A 15,654-nucleotide genomic window follows, 5' to 3' on the forward strand; every position below is an offset into this window, starting at 1 on the left:
AATAGGGAGTAGCGAATAGGGAATATGGGCCGGCGAATTCGTCTTCTGACTATTCGCTACTCGCTATTCGCTATTCGCTAGATTGATCATGGCTGAAGCTTTCCAATTCGAACTGGTCTCGCCGGAGCGCCTCCTGGTTTCCGAGCAGGTCGAGTCCGTCGTTATTCCGGGCGCCGAAGGCGAGATGACCGTGATGGCCAAGCACGCTCCGGTCATGACCACGATCAAGCCCGGTGTCGTCACGGTGAAGACTCCTGGCGGCGCGGAAGAGCGCTACGTCGTGTTCGGCGGCTTCGCCGACATCCTGCCATCCGGTTGCACGCTGCTTGCCGAATCGGCGGTGCATGTCAACGACATCGACCGAGCCGATCTTGCCCGTCGCATCCAGGAGGCCAAGGAAGACGCGGCCGACGCCAAGGACGACGAGAGCCGCAGCCGGGCCGAGCAGTTCCTCAGCCAGCTGACCACGCTGGAAGCCGCGTTGCTGCCGGCGTAAGATCGACCGCTGACACGAGATTGAAAAGGCGGGGCTTGCCCCGCTTTTTTGTTTGCCCCGGTTTTCCGTTTGGGAGACAGTCCCGCCGGCTTTGTCAGAGGGCAACGGATGTCCGGCAAATCAGATCCACGATCGAGATGGTCGACAGCGCTTGTGGCGCTGTTCGGCGGACCGTTCGGCGGGTTCTTGTGGATCGGCGCCGGCCGCCTGGCGATCACATGGCTGGTTGTCATCAGCCTGGCCTCGGTCGCCATCGGCTATGCCGGGTTTCCGATTTTCCCCAGTGTGAACCTTGCCTGGGTCGCCAATTTCGCCTGGTTCGGCCTGGCCGCTCTCTCGGTGGCCATCGTTGTTCCATTCGCGCGGCGTTTCAGGCCGGACAAGTGGTATGCGCACGGCCTGTCTGTCCTCATCTTTGTCGCCCTCTCGTCTTACGGCGCGGCATTCGCGATCCGCACCTTCCTGTTCCAGCCGTTCTCGATGCCATCCGGCAGCATGGAGCCGACGCTGCAGGTCGGCGACTATTTCTTCGTTTCAAAAAATGCCTATGGCTATGGCCGCTACAGCGCTCCTTCGGACTGCTCCCGACCGATGGCCGGGTGCTCGGCAACCTGCCGCGACGCGGCGACGTCGTGGTGTTCAGGCCGCGCAGCGACCCCGAGACTGATTATGTCAAACGCGTCGTCGGCCTGCCTGGCGAGCGGATCCAGATGATAGATGGCCGGCTCTACATCAATCGCATTCCAGTAAAGCTTGAGGATCTGGGCGATTATTCAACCGACGAGATACGTTCGGCGCGGCTGCAGCGCGAGACGCTCCCGGAAGGCGTGTCCTATCTGGTGATCGACTATCCCGTCAGCTCGATCGGCGACGACACGGCCGAGATCGTCGTGCCGGCCGGCGAGTACTTCATGCTGGGCGACAACCGCGACAATTCCACCGATAGCCGCTTTGCCATGGGCACGGTGCCTTACGCGAATCTCGTCGGCAAGGCGGTGCGGCTGTTCTGGAATTCGAACGGCGTCGACTATGCCGCGCGGCAAGTCGTGAACGGGTCGGCGGGCAACTAACCGGGTGCTATTCGACCGGCTTGGTACCTTCGATAGCGAGCGCGGCGAAGGCAAGTTTGGGGCCCCCTTGCCTGAGATGAACGAGATGGGTGGCAACGAATTCGATCAATTGCTGGCGCGCGGGATGACCTTTGGCAAAGCCGGCGAGATCGAACACGGCGACCGCCGTCTCGGCTGTTGCCGGGTTGCGGCTGAACAGGTCGTCGAGAGCGGCATCGAGCGGGTCGGTGAAGTGGCCTTGCGGCAATGTCGAGCCGCGCGCCGCGCAAGCGGCGATCCAGGCGGCGACAACCAGGGAAAGGTGTTCGGGGAGCAATCCTTCCTCCAGCCTGGCAAGGGCCGAGGCGACGATGCGCTGCGGCAGCTTCTGGCTGCCGTCATTGGCGATCTGGGCGGTGCGATGAGCGAGCGCGGTGTTGGAAAAACGCTCAGTGAGTTCCGCCGCATAGGCTGATGTGTCGAGCCCGGCATCCTGCGGCAGCGTCGGGATCGCCTCGGCCCATAGCCAGTCGACGAACTGTCTTATTGCCGGATCGGCGAAAGCACGGTCGACGGTGGCATGGCCGCTGAGCAGGCCGAGATAGGCAATGCCCGAATGCGCGCCGTTGAGCAGCCGCAGCTTCATGTCCTCGAACGGACGCACGTCCTCGACCATGGTCACGCCGAATTTCTCCCAGCCCGGCCGACCGGCCGGGAACCGGTCCTCGATCACCCATTGGCAGAACGGCTCGGTCATCACCGGCCAGGCGTCCTCGATGCCGAGCGTGGCGGCGACGCGCGCCCGGTCGGCATCGGTGGTGGCCGGCACGATGCGGTCGACCATGGAAGACGGAAAGGCCACGTCGTCGGCGATATGGCGCGAGAGATCCGTTTCGCCCACGCGCGCGTCGCGCAATCTGGCGAACTCGATCAGCAGGCGATGCAGCGTGGCGCCGTTGGCCGGCAGGTTGTCGCAGCAGAGCACGGTGAAGGGCGGCGTGCCGGCGGCGCGGCGGCGCGCCAGCGCCTCGGCGAGAAAGCCATGCGCTGTCTTGGGCGAGCCCGGATTTGCCAGATCGTGCACGATGTCGGGATGCGCGTGGTCGAGTGTGCCGTCGGCGGCCCTGAGATAGGCCTTTTCGGTGATCGTCAGCGTGACGAGACGGACGCCTGGATCGGTGAGCGCGGCAAGCACGGCCGCGGGGTCTTCCGGCGCAACCAACAACGATAGGATCGATCCGACGACCTGCAATCGCTCTCCGGCGCTGTCCCTGATCGCCAGTGTGTAAAGTCCGTCCTGCGGCGCCAGCGCGTCGCGCGTATCGGCGCTGCGCAGCGACACGCCGATGATGCCCCAATCCGTTTCGCCGTTGGCCAGGCAGGCGTCGACATAGGCCGCCTGATGGGCGCGGTGAAAGGCGCCGACGCCGAGATGGACGATGCCGGGCCTGATCGCGGGGCGATCGTAGCGCGGCAGTTCGGTGCCGGCCGGCAAGGCGGCGACCGTGGCATTGGACAAGCGGCTGTTCATGGCTGCGAAGCGTCTCCGGTCAGGTCGCCCGTCGAGCGCCGGGCAAGGATAGCGGCAAGCGGCGTAGCACTCAGCCGCCATGCGGCACAATGCTCACCTTTCATTCAAAAGTCATCATACAACAATCCAATTTTTGTATGTTGACATTATTTCCGACCCCTCTACCAATAAGGCCAAAATTGGGAGGAGCGTTTGGCTGGACTGACCGATCCGGATTTGCTGTTTGCGCCGGAAAACCGATCCCTGGCCCGCACCCTTTATGCGGGGGTAAAAGACCTGCCGATCGTCAGTCCGCATGGGCATACCGATCCGCGCTGGTATGCGCAGAACGAGCCGTTTCCGGATCCGGCGCAGCTGCTGATCGTGCCGGACCACTATATTTTCCGCATGCTGTTCAGCCAGGGCGTGCGGCTGGAAGAGCTTGGCATAGCAAGTCTCGATGGCGCGCCGGTGGAGACCGACGGCAGGGTGATCTGGCGGCGCTTCGCCGAACATTATTATCTGTTCCGGGGCACGCCGACACGGCTTTGGCTTGACCATGTGTTCGAGCACCTGTTCGGCATCCACGAACCGCTCAATGCGGCCACGGCGGATCGATATTACGATACGATCGCCACCCTGCTGCAACGTGACGATTACCGGCCGCGAGCCCTGTTCGAGCGCTTCAACATCGAGGTGATCGCCACCACCGAGGGTGCGCTCGACGATCTCAAATGGCACAGGATGATCCGCGCCAGCGGCTGGAGCGGCCGCGTCGTCACCGCCTACAGGCCCGATGCGGTTGTCGATCCCGATTTCGAAGGATTTGCCGGCAATCTCGATCGTCTCGGCGACATCACCGGATGCGATACCGGGACATGGGCCGGCTATCTCGACGCGCATCGCAAACGCCGCGCCTATTTCAAGGAGTTCGGCGCGACTTCGTCCGACCATGGCCACCCGACGGCCGAGACGGCCAATCTCTCTGATGCGGCGGCCCAGGAACTGTTCAACCGCATCCGCGGTGGTTCCGACGACGAGCGCGAGCGGCGGCTGTTCCGGGCGCAAATGCTGACCGAAATGGCCAAGATGAGCCGCGACGATGGACTGGTGATGCAGATCCATCCCGGATCGTGGCGCAATCATTCGTCTTCTGTCTTTCAGACATTCGGCCGCGACAAAGGCTTCGATATCCCAACCCGCACCGACTATGTGACGGCGTTGAAGCCGCTGCTCGACTGCGTCGGGCTGGAGCGCGACCTTACAATCATCCTGTTCACGCTGGACGAGACCAGCTATGCGCGCGAGCTAGCGCCGCTCGCCGGCGTCTATCCGGCGCTGAAGCTCGGGCCGGCCTGGTGGTTCTACGACAGCCCGGAAGGCATGCGCCGTTTCCGCGAGATGACCACCGAGACGGCCGGTTTCTACAACACCGTCGGCTTCAACGACGACACGCGCGCCTTTCCTTCGATCCCGGCGCGCCACGACGTGGCCCGCAGGGTCGACTGCGCGTTCCTGGCGCGGCTGGTCGCCGAGCATCGCCTGCGGGAGGAGGAGGCGCATGAGCTGGCGCGCGAGCTTGCCTACACGCTTGCCAAGAAGGCGTACCGGCTCTGAGCCGGGTGCATCGGTTTTAAAGGGAGGAAGTCATGTTGCATTTTTCGAAATTGACCGCAGCCACATTCGCCTTCGGCGCGTTGCTGGTCGGCATCGCCAATGCCGAAACCGTGCTGCGTTCGGCCGATACCCATCCCGACGGCTATCCGACGGTCGAGGCGGTGAAGTATATGGGCGAGCTGATCAAACAGCGCACCGACGGCCGCTATTCGGTCGAGGTCTATCATTCGGCGCAGCTCGGCGAGGAGAAGGACACGATCGAGCAGACGCAGACCGGCGTCATCGACCTCAATCGCGTCTCGATGGGGCCGTTCAACGGCATCGTGCCGGAAACCGCGGTGCCGTCGCTGCCTTACATGTTCCGCTCGGTCGACCACATGCGTCATGTGATGGATGGGCCGATCGGCGACGAGATACTCAAGGCCTTCGAGGCGCATGATCTCGTTGGTCTCGCCTTCTACGATTCCGGCGCGCGCTCCTTCTACAACACCAAGAAGGACATCGCCTCGATGGCCGACATGAAGGGCATGAAGTTCCGCGTCATCCAGTCCGACGTGTTTGTCGACATGGTCAATGCGCTCGGCGCCAACGCCACGCCGATGGCCTATGGCGAAGTCTATTCAGCTTTGCAGACGGGCGTCATCGACGGCGCCGAGAACAACTGGCCGAGCTTCGAATCCGCCAAGCATTACGAGGTCGCCAAGCACTATACGATGGACGAGCACCAGATCGTGCCCGAAGTGCTGGTGATGGCCAAGACGAGCTGGGACAAGCTCTCGCCGGAAGACCAGGCGATCATACGGCAGGCGGCCAAGGACAGCGTCGTCAAGATGCGTGAATTGTGGGATGCGCAGGAAAAGAAGTCGCGCGACATTGTCGAGAAGGCCGGTGTCAAGGTCAGCGAGATCGACAAGCAGCCGCTGATCGACGCCATGAAGCCGGTCTATGACAAATACCTGTCGACGCCGGCGCTGAAGGATCTCGCCGCACGCATCCAGGCGACGAAATAATGGAAGCCGGCGGACCGGGCGCGGCGCGGACTTCCGCGCCGCCGTTGAGGGAGGGTGGCTTGAAGGCATTCTGGCTGGGCACGGAACGGCTGCTGGCACAGCTGGCGAGGCTGGCGCTGTGGATCAGCGGCGCCGGATTGACCCTGATGACGGTGATCATCTTCTGGCAGGTGTTCTCCCGCTATCTCCTGAACAACTCGCCAAGCTGGACCGAATCCTCCGCCGTGCTGTTGATGGGTTGGTTCATCTTCCTCGGTGCTGCCGTCGGCGTTCGCGAGCGCACGCATCTGGGTTTCGACGTGCTGCTTTATTTCCTGCCGCCTTCGGCCAAGGCGGTGCTGCGCAGCATTTCGGACATCGTCGTACTGGCCTTCGGCTTGGGCATGATCGTCTATGGCGTCCAGCTTGCCAGGCTGACCTGGAACACGGTGATGCCATCGCTCGATCTGCCGGGCGGCGTCGGCTTTCTGCCTGTCGTCCTGGGCGGCGCGCTTGTCTGCCTGTTTTCGCTGGAGCGGCTGGCCGGACGCTTTGCCGGCCTGCCCGTCGATGCCGACCAATACGCCACGGGCGAGGAGGATCTCTAATGGCCCTGATGGTTCTGTTCGGCGTCTTCGTCTTCCTGCTCGTCATCGGCACGCCGATCGCATTCTGCCTTGGCGTCGCCAGCTTCGCGACGGTTCTGGTGCTGGGCCTGCCGCCGCTGGTGGTGTTCCAGCGGCTCAACTCCGGCGTCAGCGTGTTTTCGCTGATGGCCATCCCGTTCTTCATCTTCGCCGGCGACCTGATGGTGCGCGGCGGCATCGCCGCCCGCCTGGTGGCGCTGGCCGGCGCGCTGGTCGGGCATCTGCGCGGCGGCCTCGGCCAGGTCAACATCGCGGCATCGACCATGTTCGGCGGCATTTCCGGTTCGGCGGTGGCCGATGCCTCGGCGGTCGGCGGGCTGATGATCCCGCAGATGAAGGCGCGCGGCTATGGCATCGACTATGCCGTCAACATCACTTCCATCGGCGCCATCATCGCGCTTTTGATCCCGCCCTCGCACAACATGATCATCTACTCGATCTCGGCCGGCGGCCGCATTTCGATCGCCGACCTGTTCACCGCCGGCGTTTTGCCGGGCTTGTTGCTGGCGCTGTCGCTGATGATCACCGCCTATTGGGTTGCCAGCCGACGCGGCTATCCGACGGAGCCCTTCGCCGGCTTCGGCCGGGCACTGCAATTGCTGGTCGCCGCCATTCCCGGCCTTATCCTGATCGCTATCATCTTCGGCGGTGTGCGCTCCGGCATCTTCACCGCCACCGAAAGCTCCTGCATCGCCATCGTCTATGCCTTCCTGGTGACGCTGATCATCTACCGTTCGATGAGCTGGAACGACTTCGTCGCCGCAACCACGGCTGCGGTGCGCACCACCGCGATGGTGCTGATGATCATCGGCTGTGCCGCCGCTTTCGGCTGGCTGCTCGCCTATCTCAGGGTTCCGGCGGCGCTTGTCGCGTTCCTGCAGTCGGTGTCGGACAACAAGCTGGTCATCCTGCTGTTGATCAACATCGTGCTGCTCATCCTCGGCACCTTCATGGACATGTCGCCGCTGATCATCATCACCACGCCGATCTTCCTGCCAGTGGTGATGGCTTATGGCGTCGACCCGGTGCATTTCGGCGTCATCCTGATCCTCAATCTCGGCATTGGCCTGTGCACGCCGCCGGTGGGGGCGGTGCTGTTCGTCAGCTGCGCCATCGGCCGTATTCCGATCTGGACGGCGATGCGCTCGATCTGGCCGTTCTATGGCGCCGCCTTCGCGGTGCTGATGCTTGTCACCTACATACCGGAAATCTCATTGTGGCTGCCGAGCCTGTTCCACTAAAGGGCTTGTTCCACCAGGAGGTGATCATGGCATCGGACGTCGCAACGGATCTCAGGGTCGAACGGAAGCCGAAACTGTCGGAAACCGTGGTCGCGGCGATCCGTAAGCAGTTGCAGGCGGGAGAGATCCCGCCTGGCCATAAGCTGCCGACCGAGGGCCAGCTGACCGAGACCTTCGGCGTCAGCCGCACCGTCATCCGCGAAGCGCTGGCCAAGCTCGCCGCCGACGGCCTGGTCGAGGCGAGGCAAGGCGCCGGCGTCTTCGTGACGGAGCATCTCTCGACGACCTTCGGCGTTCTGGCCGCCGATATGGGCAGCAAGGATTCGATCGCGCTCAACGTGCTGGAAGTCCGCCTGGCGATCGAGATCGAATCGGCCGGTCTTGCCGCCATCCGTCGCAACGCCGCGCAGGAGGCGGCGATCCAGGAGGCATTCTTCGAGTTCGAGCGCCTGTTGCTCGACAGCCAGCCGACCGGCCCGGCCGATCTCGCCTTCCATCGGGCGATCGCCAGCGCCACCAACAACCCGTTCTATGTCGAGATGCTCGACGTGCTCGGGCGCCGCGCCATCCCCTGCGACGTGACCTCGCCCTGGTCGACCGAGCTCGTGCAGTCGGACGACTACCAGCGTGGCCTGCAGCGCGAGCATCTCGTCATCCTGAACGCGATCTCGGCCGGCGACGCCAATGCGGCGCGCGAGGCGATGCGCACGCATCTCACCGCCAGCCAGCAGCGCTACCGCGAGCGCCTGCAGGCGCGGCAGGCCTATTACGCCAAGTCGGTGCAGGCAGCGTCGACCGAATAACCATTCGAGCAAGGGCAGCATGGACCAGAAACACATCGAATTCTCCTCGCGCTTTGCCGTCGATCCCGGTGCCGCGGCAGCCATGGGCACCGACGAGCTGCGCCACCATTTCCATATCGAGGGCTTGTTTCAGCCCGGCCTCGTCAACCTGACCTACACGCATTACGACCGCATGATCGTCGGCGGCGTGATGCCGGCGGATAAAGCCCTGCCGCTTGAGGCGATCAAGCCGACCGGCACCAAAGCCTTTCTCGACCGCCGCGAGCTGATCGCCGTCAACATCGGCGGCGCTGGGACAATCATCGCCGATGGCCTGCCTTATGAGATGGCGGCGCGCGACATGGTCTATCTCGGCATGGGCACGCAGGAGGTGTCGTTCGCCTCGACGGATCCGGATAAGCCGGCAAAGTTCTATCTGCTGAGCGCGCCGGCGCATCAAACCTATCCGAGCCAGCTGATCCGTATCGGCGACGCCAAGCGGCTCGACCTCGGCAGCCAGGCAACCAGCAACGAACGTTCGATCTTCCAGTTCATCCATGCGGGCGGCGTGAAAACCTGCCAGCTTGTCGTCGGCATGACGCAGCTTGCGCCGGGATCGGTGTGGAACACGATGCCTTGCCATACCCACGACCGGCGCATGGAGGCGTATCTCTATTTCGACCTGTCGGAAGGCGCGCGCGTCTTCCATTTCATGGGCGAACCGGACGAGACGCGCCACATCGTCATGCGCAACGAGGAAGCCGTGCTGTCGCCTGGATGGTCGATCCATTCGGGCGCCGGCACGGCCAACTACGCTTTCATCTGGGCGATGGCCGGCGACAATGTCGACTATACCGACGTCGACCCGGTAACCATGGATCAGCTCAGGTGAGCGATCTCTCCGCCTTCAGCCTTGTGGGGAAACGCATCCTCGTCACCGGCGCCAACACGGGCATCGGCCAGGGCATCGCGGTGTCGGTCGCGCGCGCCGGCGGCACCGTCATTGGCGTCGGCCGCTCGGCGATGGATGACACGGCGCAAAGGTGGCTGCCGCCGGCGGCAGCTTCGAGGCGGTGGCCGCCGATCTCGGCGATCCGGCAAGTGCGGCCGTCATGCTCGAGCGCGTCTGGGATGCAAGCGGGCCGATCGACGGGCTGGTCAACAATGCCGGGATCATCCGCCGCGCCGATGCCGTCGACCTGACGGAGGCCGACTGGGACGAGGTGATGGACATCAATTTGAAGACGGTCTTTCGCCTCTGCCAGGGTTTTGCCAGGCGCGTGCTGTCCGAGACCGGACGGCGCGGCAAGATCGTCAATATCGGCTCGGTGCTGAGCTTCCAGGGCGGCATCCGCGTCGCCTCCTACACCGCCTCGAAACATGGCGTGCTCGGCCTCACCCGGCTGCTGGCCTGCGAATGGGCGCCGAAGGACATCAATGTCAACGGCATCGCGCCGGGCTATATCGAGACCAATAACACTGAGGCGCTGCGCGCCGATCCCGACCGAAGCGCTGCCATCCTCGGGCGCATTCCGGCCGGGCGTTGGGGCCGGCCGTCCGATGTCGGCGACGCGGCGGTGTTCCTGCTGGCGGCAGCCTCGGACTACATGCATGGCGCGGTGATGCCGGTCGACGGCGGCTGGCTGGCGCGGTGATATAAGCAGCAATCTCGAACGGAAGCTAAGCGATGACCGATATCTTTTCGCACGCAGGCACCAAGGCCTGGGAGCCGACGCCGGACGGCAACAGGCAACGCGTGCTGGTGCACACCAATGAACTGATGATGGTCGAGTTCGCCTTCGAGAAGGGTGGCGTCGGCGCGCTGCATTCGCATCCGCATGTGCAGGCAAGCTATGTCGCCGAGGGCCGTTTCGAGGTGACGATCGACGGCCGGTCGCAAATCCTGGAAACGGGCGGCAGCTTCATCGTGCCGTCCAATCTGATCCACGGCGTCAAGGCGCTCGAGGCCGGACGGCTGGTCGACAGTTTCGCGCCTTACCGAGCCGATTTTCTCGCCTGACCCTCTCGACCCCCAGCAAAAAAGCCCGCGCCGTGAAGCGCGGGCTTGTTGCCTGGGCGCACTTTGCTTCACGCAATTCCGGACGGAAAACCGCTAAGCACTTTTCCTGAATTGCTCGAGGCGCCACCGCGGTACTCAAACATCGCCGCAGAAGAGCAAACGTGCCGCAACATAGTAAAGATAGATTTAACGGGGACTGCGAGTGAGCCGCTCACCGTTGCTGCAGTGCGAGCCGGACGCCAAGCGCGCAATAGATGCCGCCGACTACCTTGCCCTGCCATTTCAGCACTGAGGGATTGCGGCGCAGGAAGGCGCCGAGGCCGCCCGCGCTGACGGCGAAGATAATTGTGCTGAACAGGCCGAGAGCCACAAAAATGATGCCCAGGAGCATCAGTTGCAACGCTACGAAACCGTTTTGCGGATGCACGAATTGCGGCAGGAAGGCGAGGAAGAACAGAGCGGTCTTGGGGTTCAGCACCTCGGTCAGGATCGCCTGGCGGAACGCCTTGCCCGCCGAGATCGACAGCGCCCTGCCCGCAAGATCGGCCGGCGCCTTTTCCAGAATGGCGCGGATGCCGAGGTAAACGAGATAGGCCGCGCCGATGTATTTGACGATGCTGAACAGCATCGCCGAGGTGGCAATGATGGCCGAAATGCCGACAAATCGCCATGATGGTGTGGATCACGTCGCCCGCCGCGACGCCGGCGCCGGTGGCGATGCCGACCTTGGTGCCCGAGCTGGTGGCGCGCGCGACCGTGAGCAGCGTCGCCGGCCCGGGGATGAAGACGAAGCCGAACACGACCGCTGTGTAGGTGATGAGCGTGGCGGGGTCGACCATGCGAAGGCTCCTCTGCGTTGGCCGTCGGCTGGCAACGGTTGGCCGGGATCATAGATCGGAAGACGAGCCGACGGAATTTCGCATCCAGTGTATCGGTTGATCCAGCTTCGCTGACAAGAATTGTTCGGGCGGTTCGTTTCTTACAAGATGCGGTTGTGGCCGGATGACCGCTGCGGTACTCCAGAGCCTCACCCGGAGTAACGCTTGATCAGTTTCCCTATCCTCTCCAGCCCGCGAGAAATCGCTTCCCGCGCGGTGTCCGACTGATGCCGGCGCAAGCAGCGAGCCTGCGGGCCGAGGATCCCAAACGGCGCGTGCTGAAGGACGTGTTCGGCTTCGACGATTTCCGTCCCGGACAGGCCGACGTCATGGAGGCGCTGCTGGCCGGGCGCCATGTGCTGGCGGTGATGCCGACGGGCGCCGGCAAGTCGCTCTGCTATCAGGTGCCCGCGCTGGTCAAGGGTGGGCTCACCATCGTCGTCTCGCCGCTGGTGGCGCTGATGCAGGATCAGGTCGCGGCGCTTCGGCTTGCCGGCGTTGCCGCCGATACCATCAATTCCTCCTTCGACCGGGACGCCAATGTCGCGGCCTGGCGCCGGGTGGCGGCCGGGCAGACACGGCTGCTCTATCTGGCGCCGGAGCGGCTGATGACCGAGCGCATGCTCGAAGCGCTCTCAAGGCTGGAGGTCACGCTGATCGCCATCGACGAGGCGCATTGCATCTCGCAATGGGGCCCGGCGTTCCGGCGTGAGTATGAGGATCTGTCGCGTCTAAGCGCCATCTTCCCGCAAGTGCCGATCATCGCGCTGACGGCGACCGCCGACGAGGCCACGCGCAGCGACATCGAGGCGCGGCTGTTTGCCGGGCGCGCCGAAACTTTGGTGCTGGGCTTCGACCGGCCCAATATCAAACTGGCCATGGAGTCCAAGCAGGACAGCAAGCGCCAGTTGTTGCGCTTCGTCGAGCGGCACCCCGGCAAGAGCGGCATCGTCTACTGCCTGTCGCGCAAGAAGACGGAGGAGATGGCCGCGTTCCTGGAGAAGAACGGCGTGCGGGCGCTCGCCTACCATGCCGGCATGAGCAAGGAGGCGCGCGAGGCGAACCAGAACGCTTTCATGACCTTGTCCGGCGTCGTCATGGTGGCGACCATCGCCTTCGGCATGGGCATCGACAAGCCCGACGTCGCCTATGTCTTCCACACCGACCTGCCGGGCAGCCTCGAGGCCTATTACCAGGAGATCGGCCGCGCCGGTCGCGACGGACGGCCGGCGGAAGCGCATATGCTTTATGGGGCCGGCGATATCCGCACGCGCCGGATGTTCATCGACGATGAGGAGTCCTCACATGAGCACAAGCGACGGGCGCACCGCAGGCTGGACACGCTGATCGGCTATTGCGAGACGGCGCAATGCCGGCGCCAGGTGCTGCTCGGCTATTTCGGCGAGGAGGCTCAAGCCTGCGGCAATTGCGACAACTGCCTCGACCAGGCGCCGCGCGCCGATGGCTCCGCGGAAGCGCGCATCATCCTTGCGGCGGTCGCACAGAGCGGCGAGCGTTTCGGCGCCTCGCACGTTCTTGATATCCTGCTCGGCCACGAGACCGAGAAGGTGCTGGCGCGAGGCCATCAACAACTGCCCAGCTTCCGCACCGGCGTCGCCCACCGCAAGACGGTCTGGCTGTCGCTGGTCCGGCAATTGGTTGCCGGTGGATTCCTGCTGCCGGATCCGGACGGGCATGGCGGTCTCACCATCTCGGAAAGCGGCCGCGCGCTCGGTCGCGGGGAAGTCGCCTTCGAATATCGCGTCGAGACGCGGGACCGTCTGGCGCGCGGCAGGAAGCGCGCAGGTGAGAGCGCCGGCACTGACGGGGCCGATGTCGATGTTTCGCTGCTCGCCGCGCTCAAGGCGCTGCGGCTGCGGCTCGCCAAGGAGCGCCAGGTGCCGGCCTATGTGGTGTTCTCCGACCGCACCCTGATCGACATGGCCGAACGCCAGCCGCGCGACCTCGACGCCTTTGCCGAAGTGAATGGCGTGGGCGCGGCGAAGCTGAAGGAATTCGGCGAGGTTTTTGTCGCCGCGATTGCGGCGCACGGACGGGACGGCGCGGTTTAAGCCTGGTGTAGAACAGCATGGCTTCGGACTGCGGCTCGACGATCGCTCTTCGTGAAGCGAAGGCAGCCCTGTTTTCTGCCGGGCCGGTCGCTTCGCGGCTTCTGGATCATTCGTTTCCCATGGCAACCTATTCGCATCCGATCGCGTGCGAGAAGGATGTGGCGGGGTAAGAACCGATAGAGCCGGCTGAGCTGTCGGCTCAGGTTGGCCGATTGAAAACGTCAAACCTTTCGTAGCCAGACCGGGCGACTGGCCGGCTAATGCCAAAGGCAGATCCGGACGTCCTTCCCGACATAGCACGCGCCTTCGCGGCGAAGGTCGTCCCATCTTTCGTCGCCGTGGGTTTCGTCAATCTCCGAGTTCGAATAGCCTGCCCAGGAATCACCATCCTTGTAGACAACGGCCCAGTAGTCCTTGGACATTTCACCTGCCCCGCTATGCGGGTCAGGGTAGTCGACGCCTGCAAAAACCTGCTTGGGGCCCTGGATGTTAAAATCGCCGCCCTTCTCGATTTGATAGAAGCATCTTCCGGATATGCGGGTCTGGCCGTCAACAACAAGCTGGCAACGGCCCCATTTATAACCGCTCGGTAAACGGTGCTGTGCCGCCTGCGCAGGTGCAACGGAAAACGCAATCGCAAGGGCAACCGCCATGGTTCGCCCGGCTGACAGCCAATCCAAGGACCGACCGGACACCGTTGGATTCAGCCCAGAGCGCATGTCGAACGGCCCTCCGCAAGATGATCCTCTGAGATTATCGACCATAGTCTGTTTTTGTCACGCGAATGTGCGCCGCTTCACGCCCTGCTGCGCTGAAGCTTTGGAGGGCATCCTGCTTCGCGCGAAGGATCGCGTCGGTCCTGCCAAACTCGGAGGGCGAGGCAGGATGGCGGAGAGGGAGTCCGCCATACTAGCGTTTTCTGGTGTTCCTTATCGTTCTCAAAAGCCCAAGAGTCAAAAGGGCTGTTGGCGCCACGTGTCTTCCATCGTCCGCCAATGTTCCCTATTATCCGCGAAGCAAAGTGGGGAAGAAAGTGGGGATGATGGCCCGTTCGCTTCAAAAACTGACAGACGTGAAAGTTAAGTCGGATAAGTGGCACCCCGGCCGTCACAGCGACGGTGGCGGCTTGTATCTCAACGTGTCTGCCGTCGGCACCAAGTCGTGGCTCTTCATGTGGACGCCAGCCGGCGGCAAGCGGCGGGAAATGGGCCTGGGCGCCTACCCAGCGGTGTCACTGGCGAAAGCGAGAGCGAAAGCTGGCGAGTGTCGGGCAGCTGTTGCGGAGGGGCGTGACCCCATCGCCGAACGAGCCAAGGAGGTCGAGCCGACCTTTGGGGACTGCGCGGATAAGTTCTTGGCATCGATGGAGGCCTCTTGGCGGAATGAGAAGCACCGTGCGCAGTGGAAAATGACGCTTGAGGAGTATTGCAAGCCTATCCGCTCCAAGAGGGTTTCGACGATTGGCACTGAGGAGATCTTACAGGTGCTAAAGCCGATCTGGACGACTAAGCCGGAGACGGCTTCTCGGCTGCGAGGGCGCATCGAGCGTGTCTTGGATTTTGCAAAGACTAAGGGCTGGCGGGACGGGGAAAATCCCGCCCTGTGGCGCGGTCATCTAAAGAATGTGCTGCCCGCAAGGAAGAAGCTGACGCGAGGCCACCACACCGCGATGCCCTTTGATGACGTTCCAGCGTTCGTTTTGCGACTACAATCCGCAGAAGCGATGGCGGCGCGAGCTCTGGAATTCCTCATCTTGACCGCCGCACGATCAGGGGAGGTTTACGGCGCGAGATGGGGCGAGATTGAGATGAATGCTGGCCTCTGGACAATTCCCGGCGCCCGGATGAAGGCAGGGAAGGAACATCGAGTACCGCTGTCCGACCGCGCCCTGAGGGTCATCAAGCGTCTACATGATGTGAGGGTGTCCGACTACGTCTTTCCTGGGCAGAAGAAAGATCAGCCACTGTCGACATCTGCGATGGAAATGCTGTTGCGGCGCCTGGGAGTTGACGTAACGGTTCACGGCTTCCGGTCGTCATTCCGCGATTGGGCAGGGGACAAAACGGCGTTTCCCCGTGAGGTGGCGGAAGCCGCGCTCGCGCATGAAGTAGGCAACGCTGTGGAGAGAGCTTATCGCAGGGCAGACTCTATTGAGAAACGGCGCAAGCTGATGCAGGCGTGGGCGAATTATCTCTCTACGCCCAAGACAGTGAACGTCTTAAAGTTCGAAGGAACACGGTAGTCAATCGCTCTCCCTGCAAGGGAAGCGATCCGACCCAGATCGCCTAAGGAGGGCTGAAATCGAAGACGCGCCGAGCCGCTGTGAGAAGGTGATGTCTGTACCAAAACGCGT

Annotated in this window: 14 protein-coding genes and 2 pseudogenes; 13 read left to right on the top strand and 3 right to left on the bottom strand. The window is 63.2% G+C overall.

Features of this window, described 5'->3' with window-relative positions; translation table 11 throughout:
• Positions 1 to 88 precede the first annotated feature (88 nt).
• From ACVDG8_RS21540 to lepB, 3 genes are all read left to right on the top strand, one after another.
• Entirely contained in the window at positions 89 to 496 is a 408-nt protein-coding gene (locus ACVDG8_RS21540; protein ID WP_447256502.1) for a F0F1 ATP synthase subunit epsilon, read from the top strand.
• A 153-nt stretch (positions 497 to 649) separates the two neighbouring features.
• Positions 650 to 1,210, top strand: a complete 561-nt coding sequence (locus ACVDG8_RS21545) for a S26 family signal peptidase (RefSeq protein ID WP_455707206.1) — start codon at positions 650 to 652, stop codon at positions 1,208 to 1,210.
• Positions 1,132 to 1,566 carry a signal peptidase I gene (lepB, locus tag ACVDG8_RS21550; protein ID WP_455707207.1) on the top strand — a complete coding sequence of 145 codons (435 nt, stop codon included), beginning with the start codon at positions 1,132 to 1,134 and terminating at the stop codon, positions 1,564 to 1,566. Before ACVDG8_RS21545 ends, lepB begins: the two co-directional genes overlap by 79 nt.
• A gap of 7 nt (positions 1,567 to 1,573) precedes the next feature.
• Here the strand turns inward: lepB and ACVDG8_RS21555 are convergent, their stop codons facing one another.
• Positions 1,574 to 3,076, bottom strand: a complete 1,503-nt coding sequence (locus tag ACVDG8_RS21555; RefSeq protein WP_447256504.1) for a mannitol dehydrogenase family protein — start codon at positions 3,074 to 3,076, stop codon at positions 1,574 to 1,576.
• Between the two features lie 192 nt (positions 3,077 to 3,268).
• On the opposite strand from ACVDG8_RS21555, the gene uxaC reads away from it, so the two are divergent.
• The 8 genes and pseudogenes from uxaC (at position 3,269) to ACVDG8_RS21595 (ending at position 10,351) form a co-directional block, all read left to right on the top strand.
• Complete coding sequence (uxaC, locus tag ACVDG8_RS21560) at positions 3,269 to 4,672, top strand: glucuronate isomerase (RefSeq protein WP_447256505.1); 1,404 nt, start codon at positions 3,269 to 3,271, stop codon at positions 4,670 to 4,672.
• Positions 4,673 to 4,704: 32 nt separating this feature from the next.
• Entirely contained in the window at positions 4,705 to 5,682 is a 978-nt protein-coding gene (locus ACVDG8_RS21565; protein ID WP_447256506.1) for a TRAP transporter substrate-binding protein, read from the top strand.
• A gap of 59 nt (positions 5,683 to 5,741) precedes the next feature.
• The gene (locus ACVDG8_RS21570) at positions 5,742 to 6,269 is read left to right on the top strand and encodes a TRAP transporter small permease (RefSeq protein ID WP_447256507.1); all 528 of its coding nucleotides are present in this window, start codon (positions 5,742 to 5,744) and stop codon (positions 6,267 to 6,269) included.
• A complete protein-coding gene (locus ACVDG8_RS21575; RefSeq protein WP_447256508.1) occupies positions 6,269 to 7,549 on the top strand; it encodes a TRAP transporter large permease in 1,281 nt (426 codons plus the stop codon). The genes ACVDG8_RS21570 and ACVDG8_RS21575 overlap by 1 nt, the downstream gene beginning before the upstream one ends.
• Positions 7,550 to 7,575: 26 nt before the next feature.
• Positions 7,576 to 8,352 carry a FadR/GntR family transcriptional regulator gene (locus ACVDG8_RS21580; protein ID WP_447256509.1) on the top strand — a complete coding sequence of 259 codons (777 nt, stop codon included), beginning with the start codon at positions 7,576 to 7,578 and terminating at the stop codon, positions 8,350 to 8,352.
• A 19-nt stretch (positions 8,353 to 8,371) separates the two neighbouring features.
• Positions 8,372 to 9,223 (top strand): 5-dehydro-4-deoxy-D-glucuronate isomerase, encoded by an 852-nt coding sequence (gene kduI, locus ACVDG8_RS21585; RefSeq protein WP_447256510.1) that lies wholly within the window; start codon positions 8,372 to 8,374, stop codon positions 9,221 to 9,223.
• Positions 9,220 to 9,986, top strand: a pseudogene (kduD, locus tag ACVDG8_RS21590) (2-dehydro-3-deoxy-D-gluconate 5-dehydrogenase KduD). Before kduI ends, kduD begins: the two are co-directional and overlap by 4 nt.
• A 32-nt stretch (positions 9,987 to 10,018) precedes the next feature.
• Positions 10,019 to 10,351 (top strand): cupin domain-containing protein, encoded by a 333-nt coding sequence (locus ACVDG8_RS21595; RefSeq protein ID WP_447256512.1) that lies wholly within the window; start codon positions 10,019 to 10,021, stop codon positions 10,349 to 10,351.
• Positions 10,352 to 10,562: 211 nt separating this feature from the next.
• On the opposite strand, the pseudogene ACVDG8_RS21600 reads toward ACVDG8_RS21595, so the two are convergent.
• A pseudogene (locus ACVDG8_RS21600) lies at positions 10,563 to 11,190 on the bottom strand (LysE family translocator).
• A 266-nt stretch (positions 11,191 to 11,456) separates the two neighbouring features.
• Between ACVDG8_RS21600 and recQ the strand changes: the two are divergent.
• Complete coding sequence (gene recQ / locus ACVDG8_RS21605) at positions 11,457 to 13,301, top strand: DNA helicase RecQ (protein WP_447256513.1); 1,845 nt, start codon at positions 11,457 to 11,459, stop codon at positions 13,299 to 13,301.
• A gap of 257 nt (positions 13,302 to 13,558) precedes the next feature.
• Here recQ and ACVDG8_RS21610 read toward each other — a convergent pair whose 3' ends face one another.
• Entirely contained in the window at positions 13,559 to 13,954 is a 396-nt protein-coding gene (locus tag ACVDG8_RS21610; protein ID WP_447256514.1) for a hypothetical protein, read from the bottom strand.
• Between the two features lie 386 nt (positions 13,955 to 14,340).
• Here ACVDG8_RS21610 and ACVDG8_RS21615 point away from each other — a divergent pair, with 386 nt between their 5' ends.
• Positions 14,341 to 15,543 (top strand): tyrosine-type recombinase/integrase, encoded by a 1,203-nt coding sequence (locus ACVDG8_RS21615; protein WP_447256515.1) that lies wholly within the window; start codon positions 14,341 to 14,343, stop codon positions 15,541 to 15,543.
• The last annotated feature ends 111 nt before the right edge of the window (positions 15,544 to 15,654 follow it).

It is taken from the genome of Mesorhizobium sp. ORM8.1, from assembly GCF_053005525.2.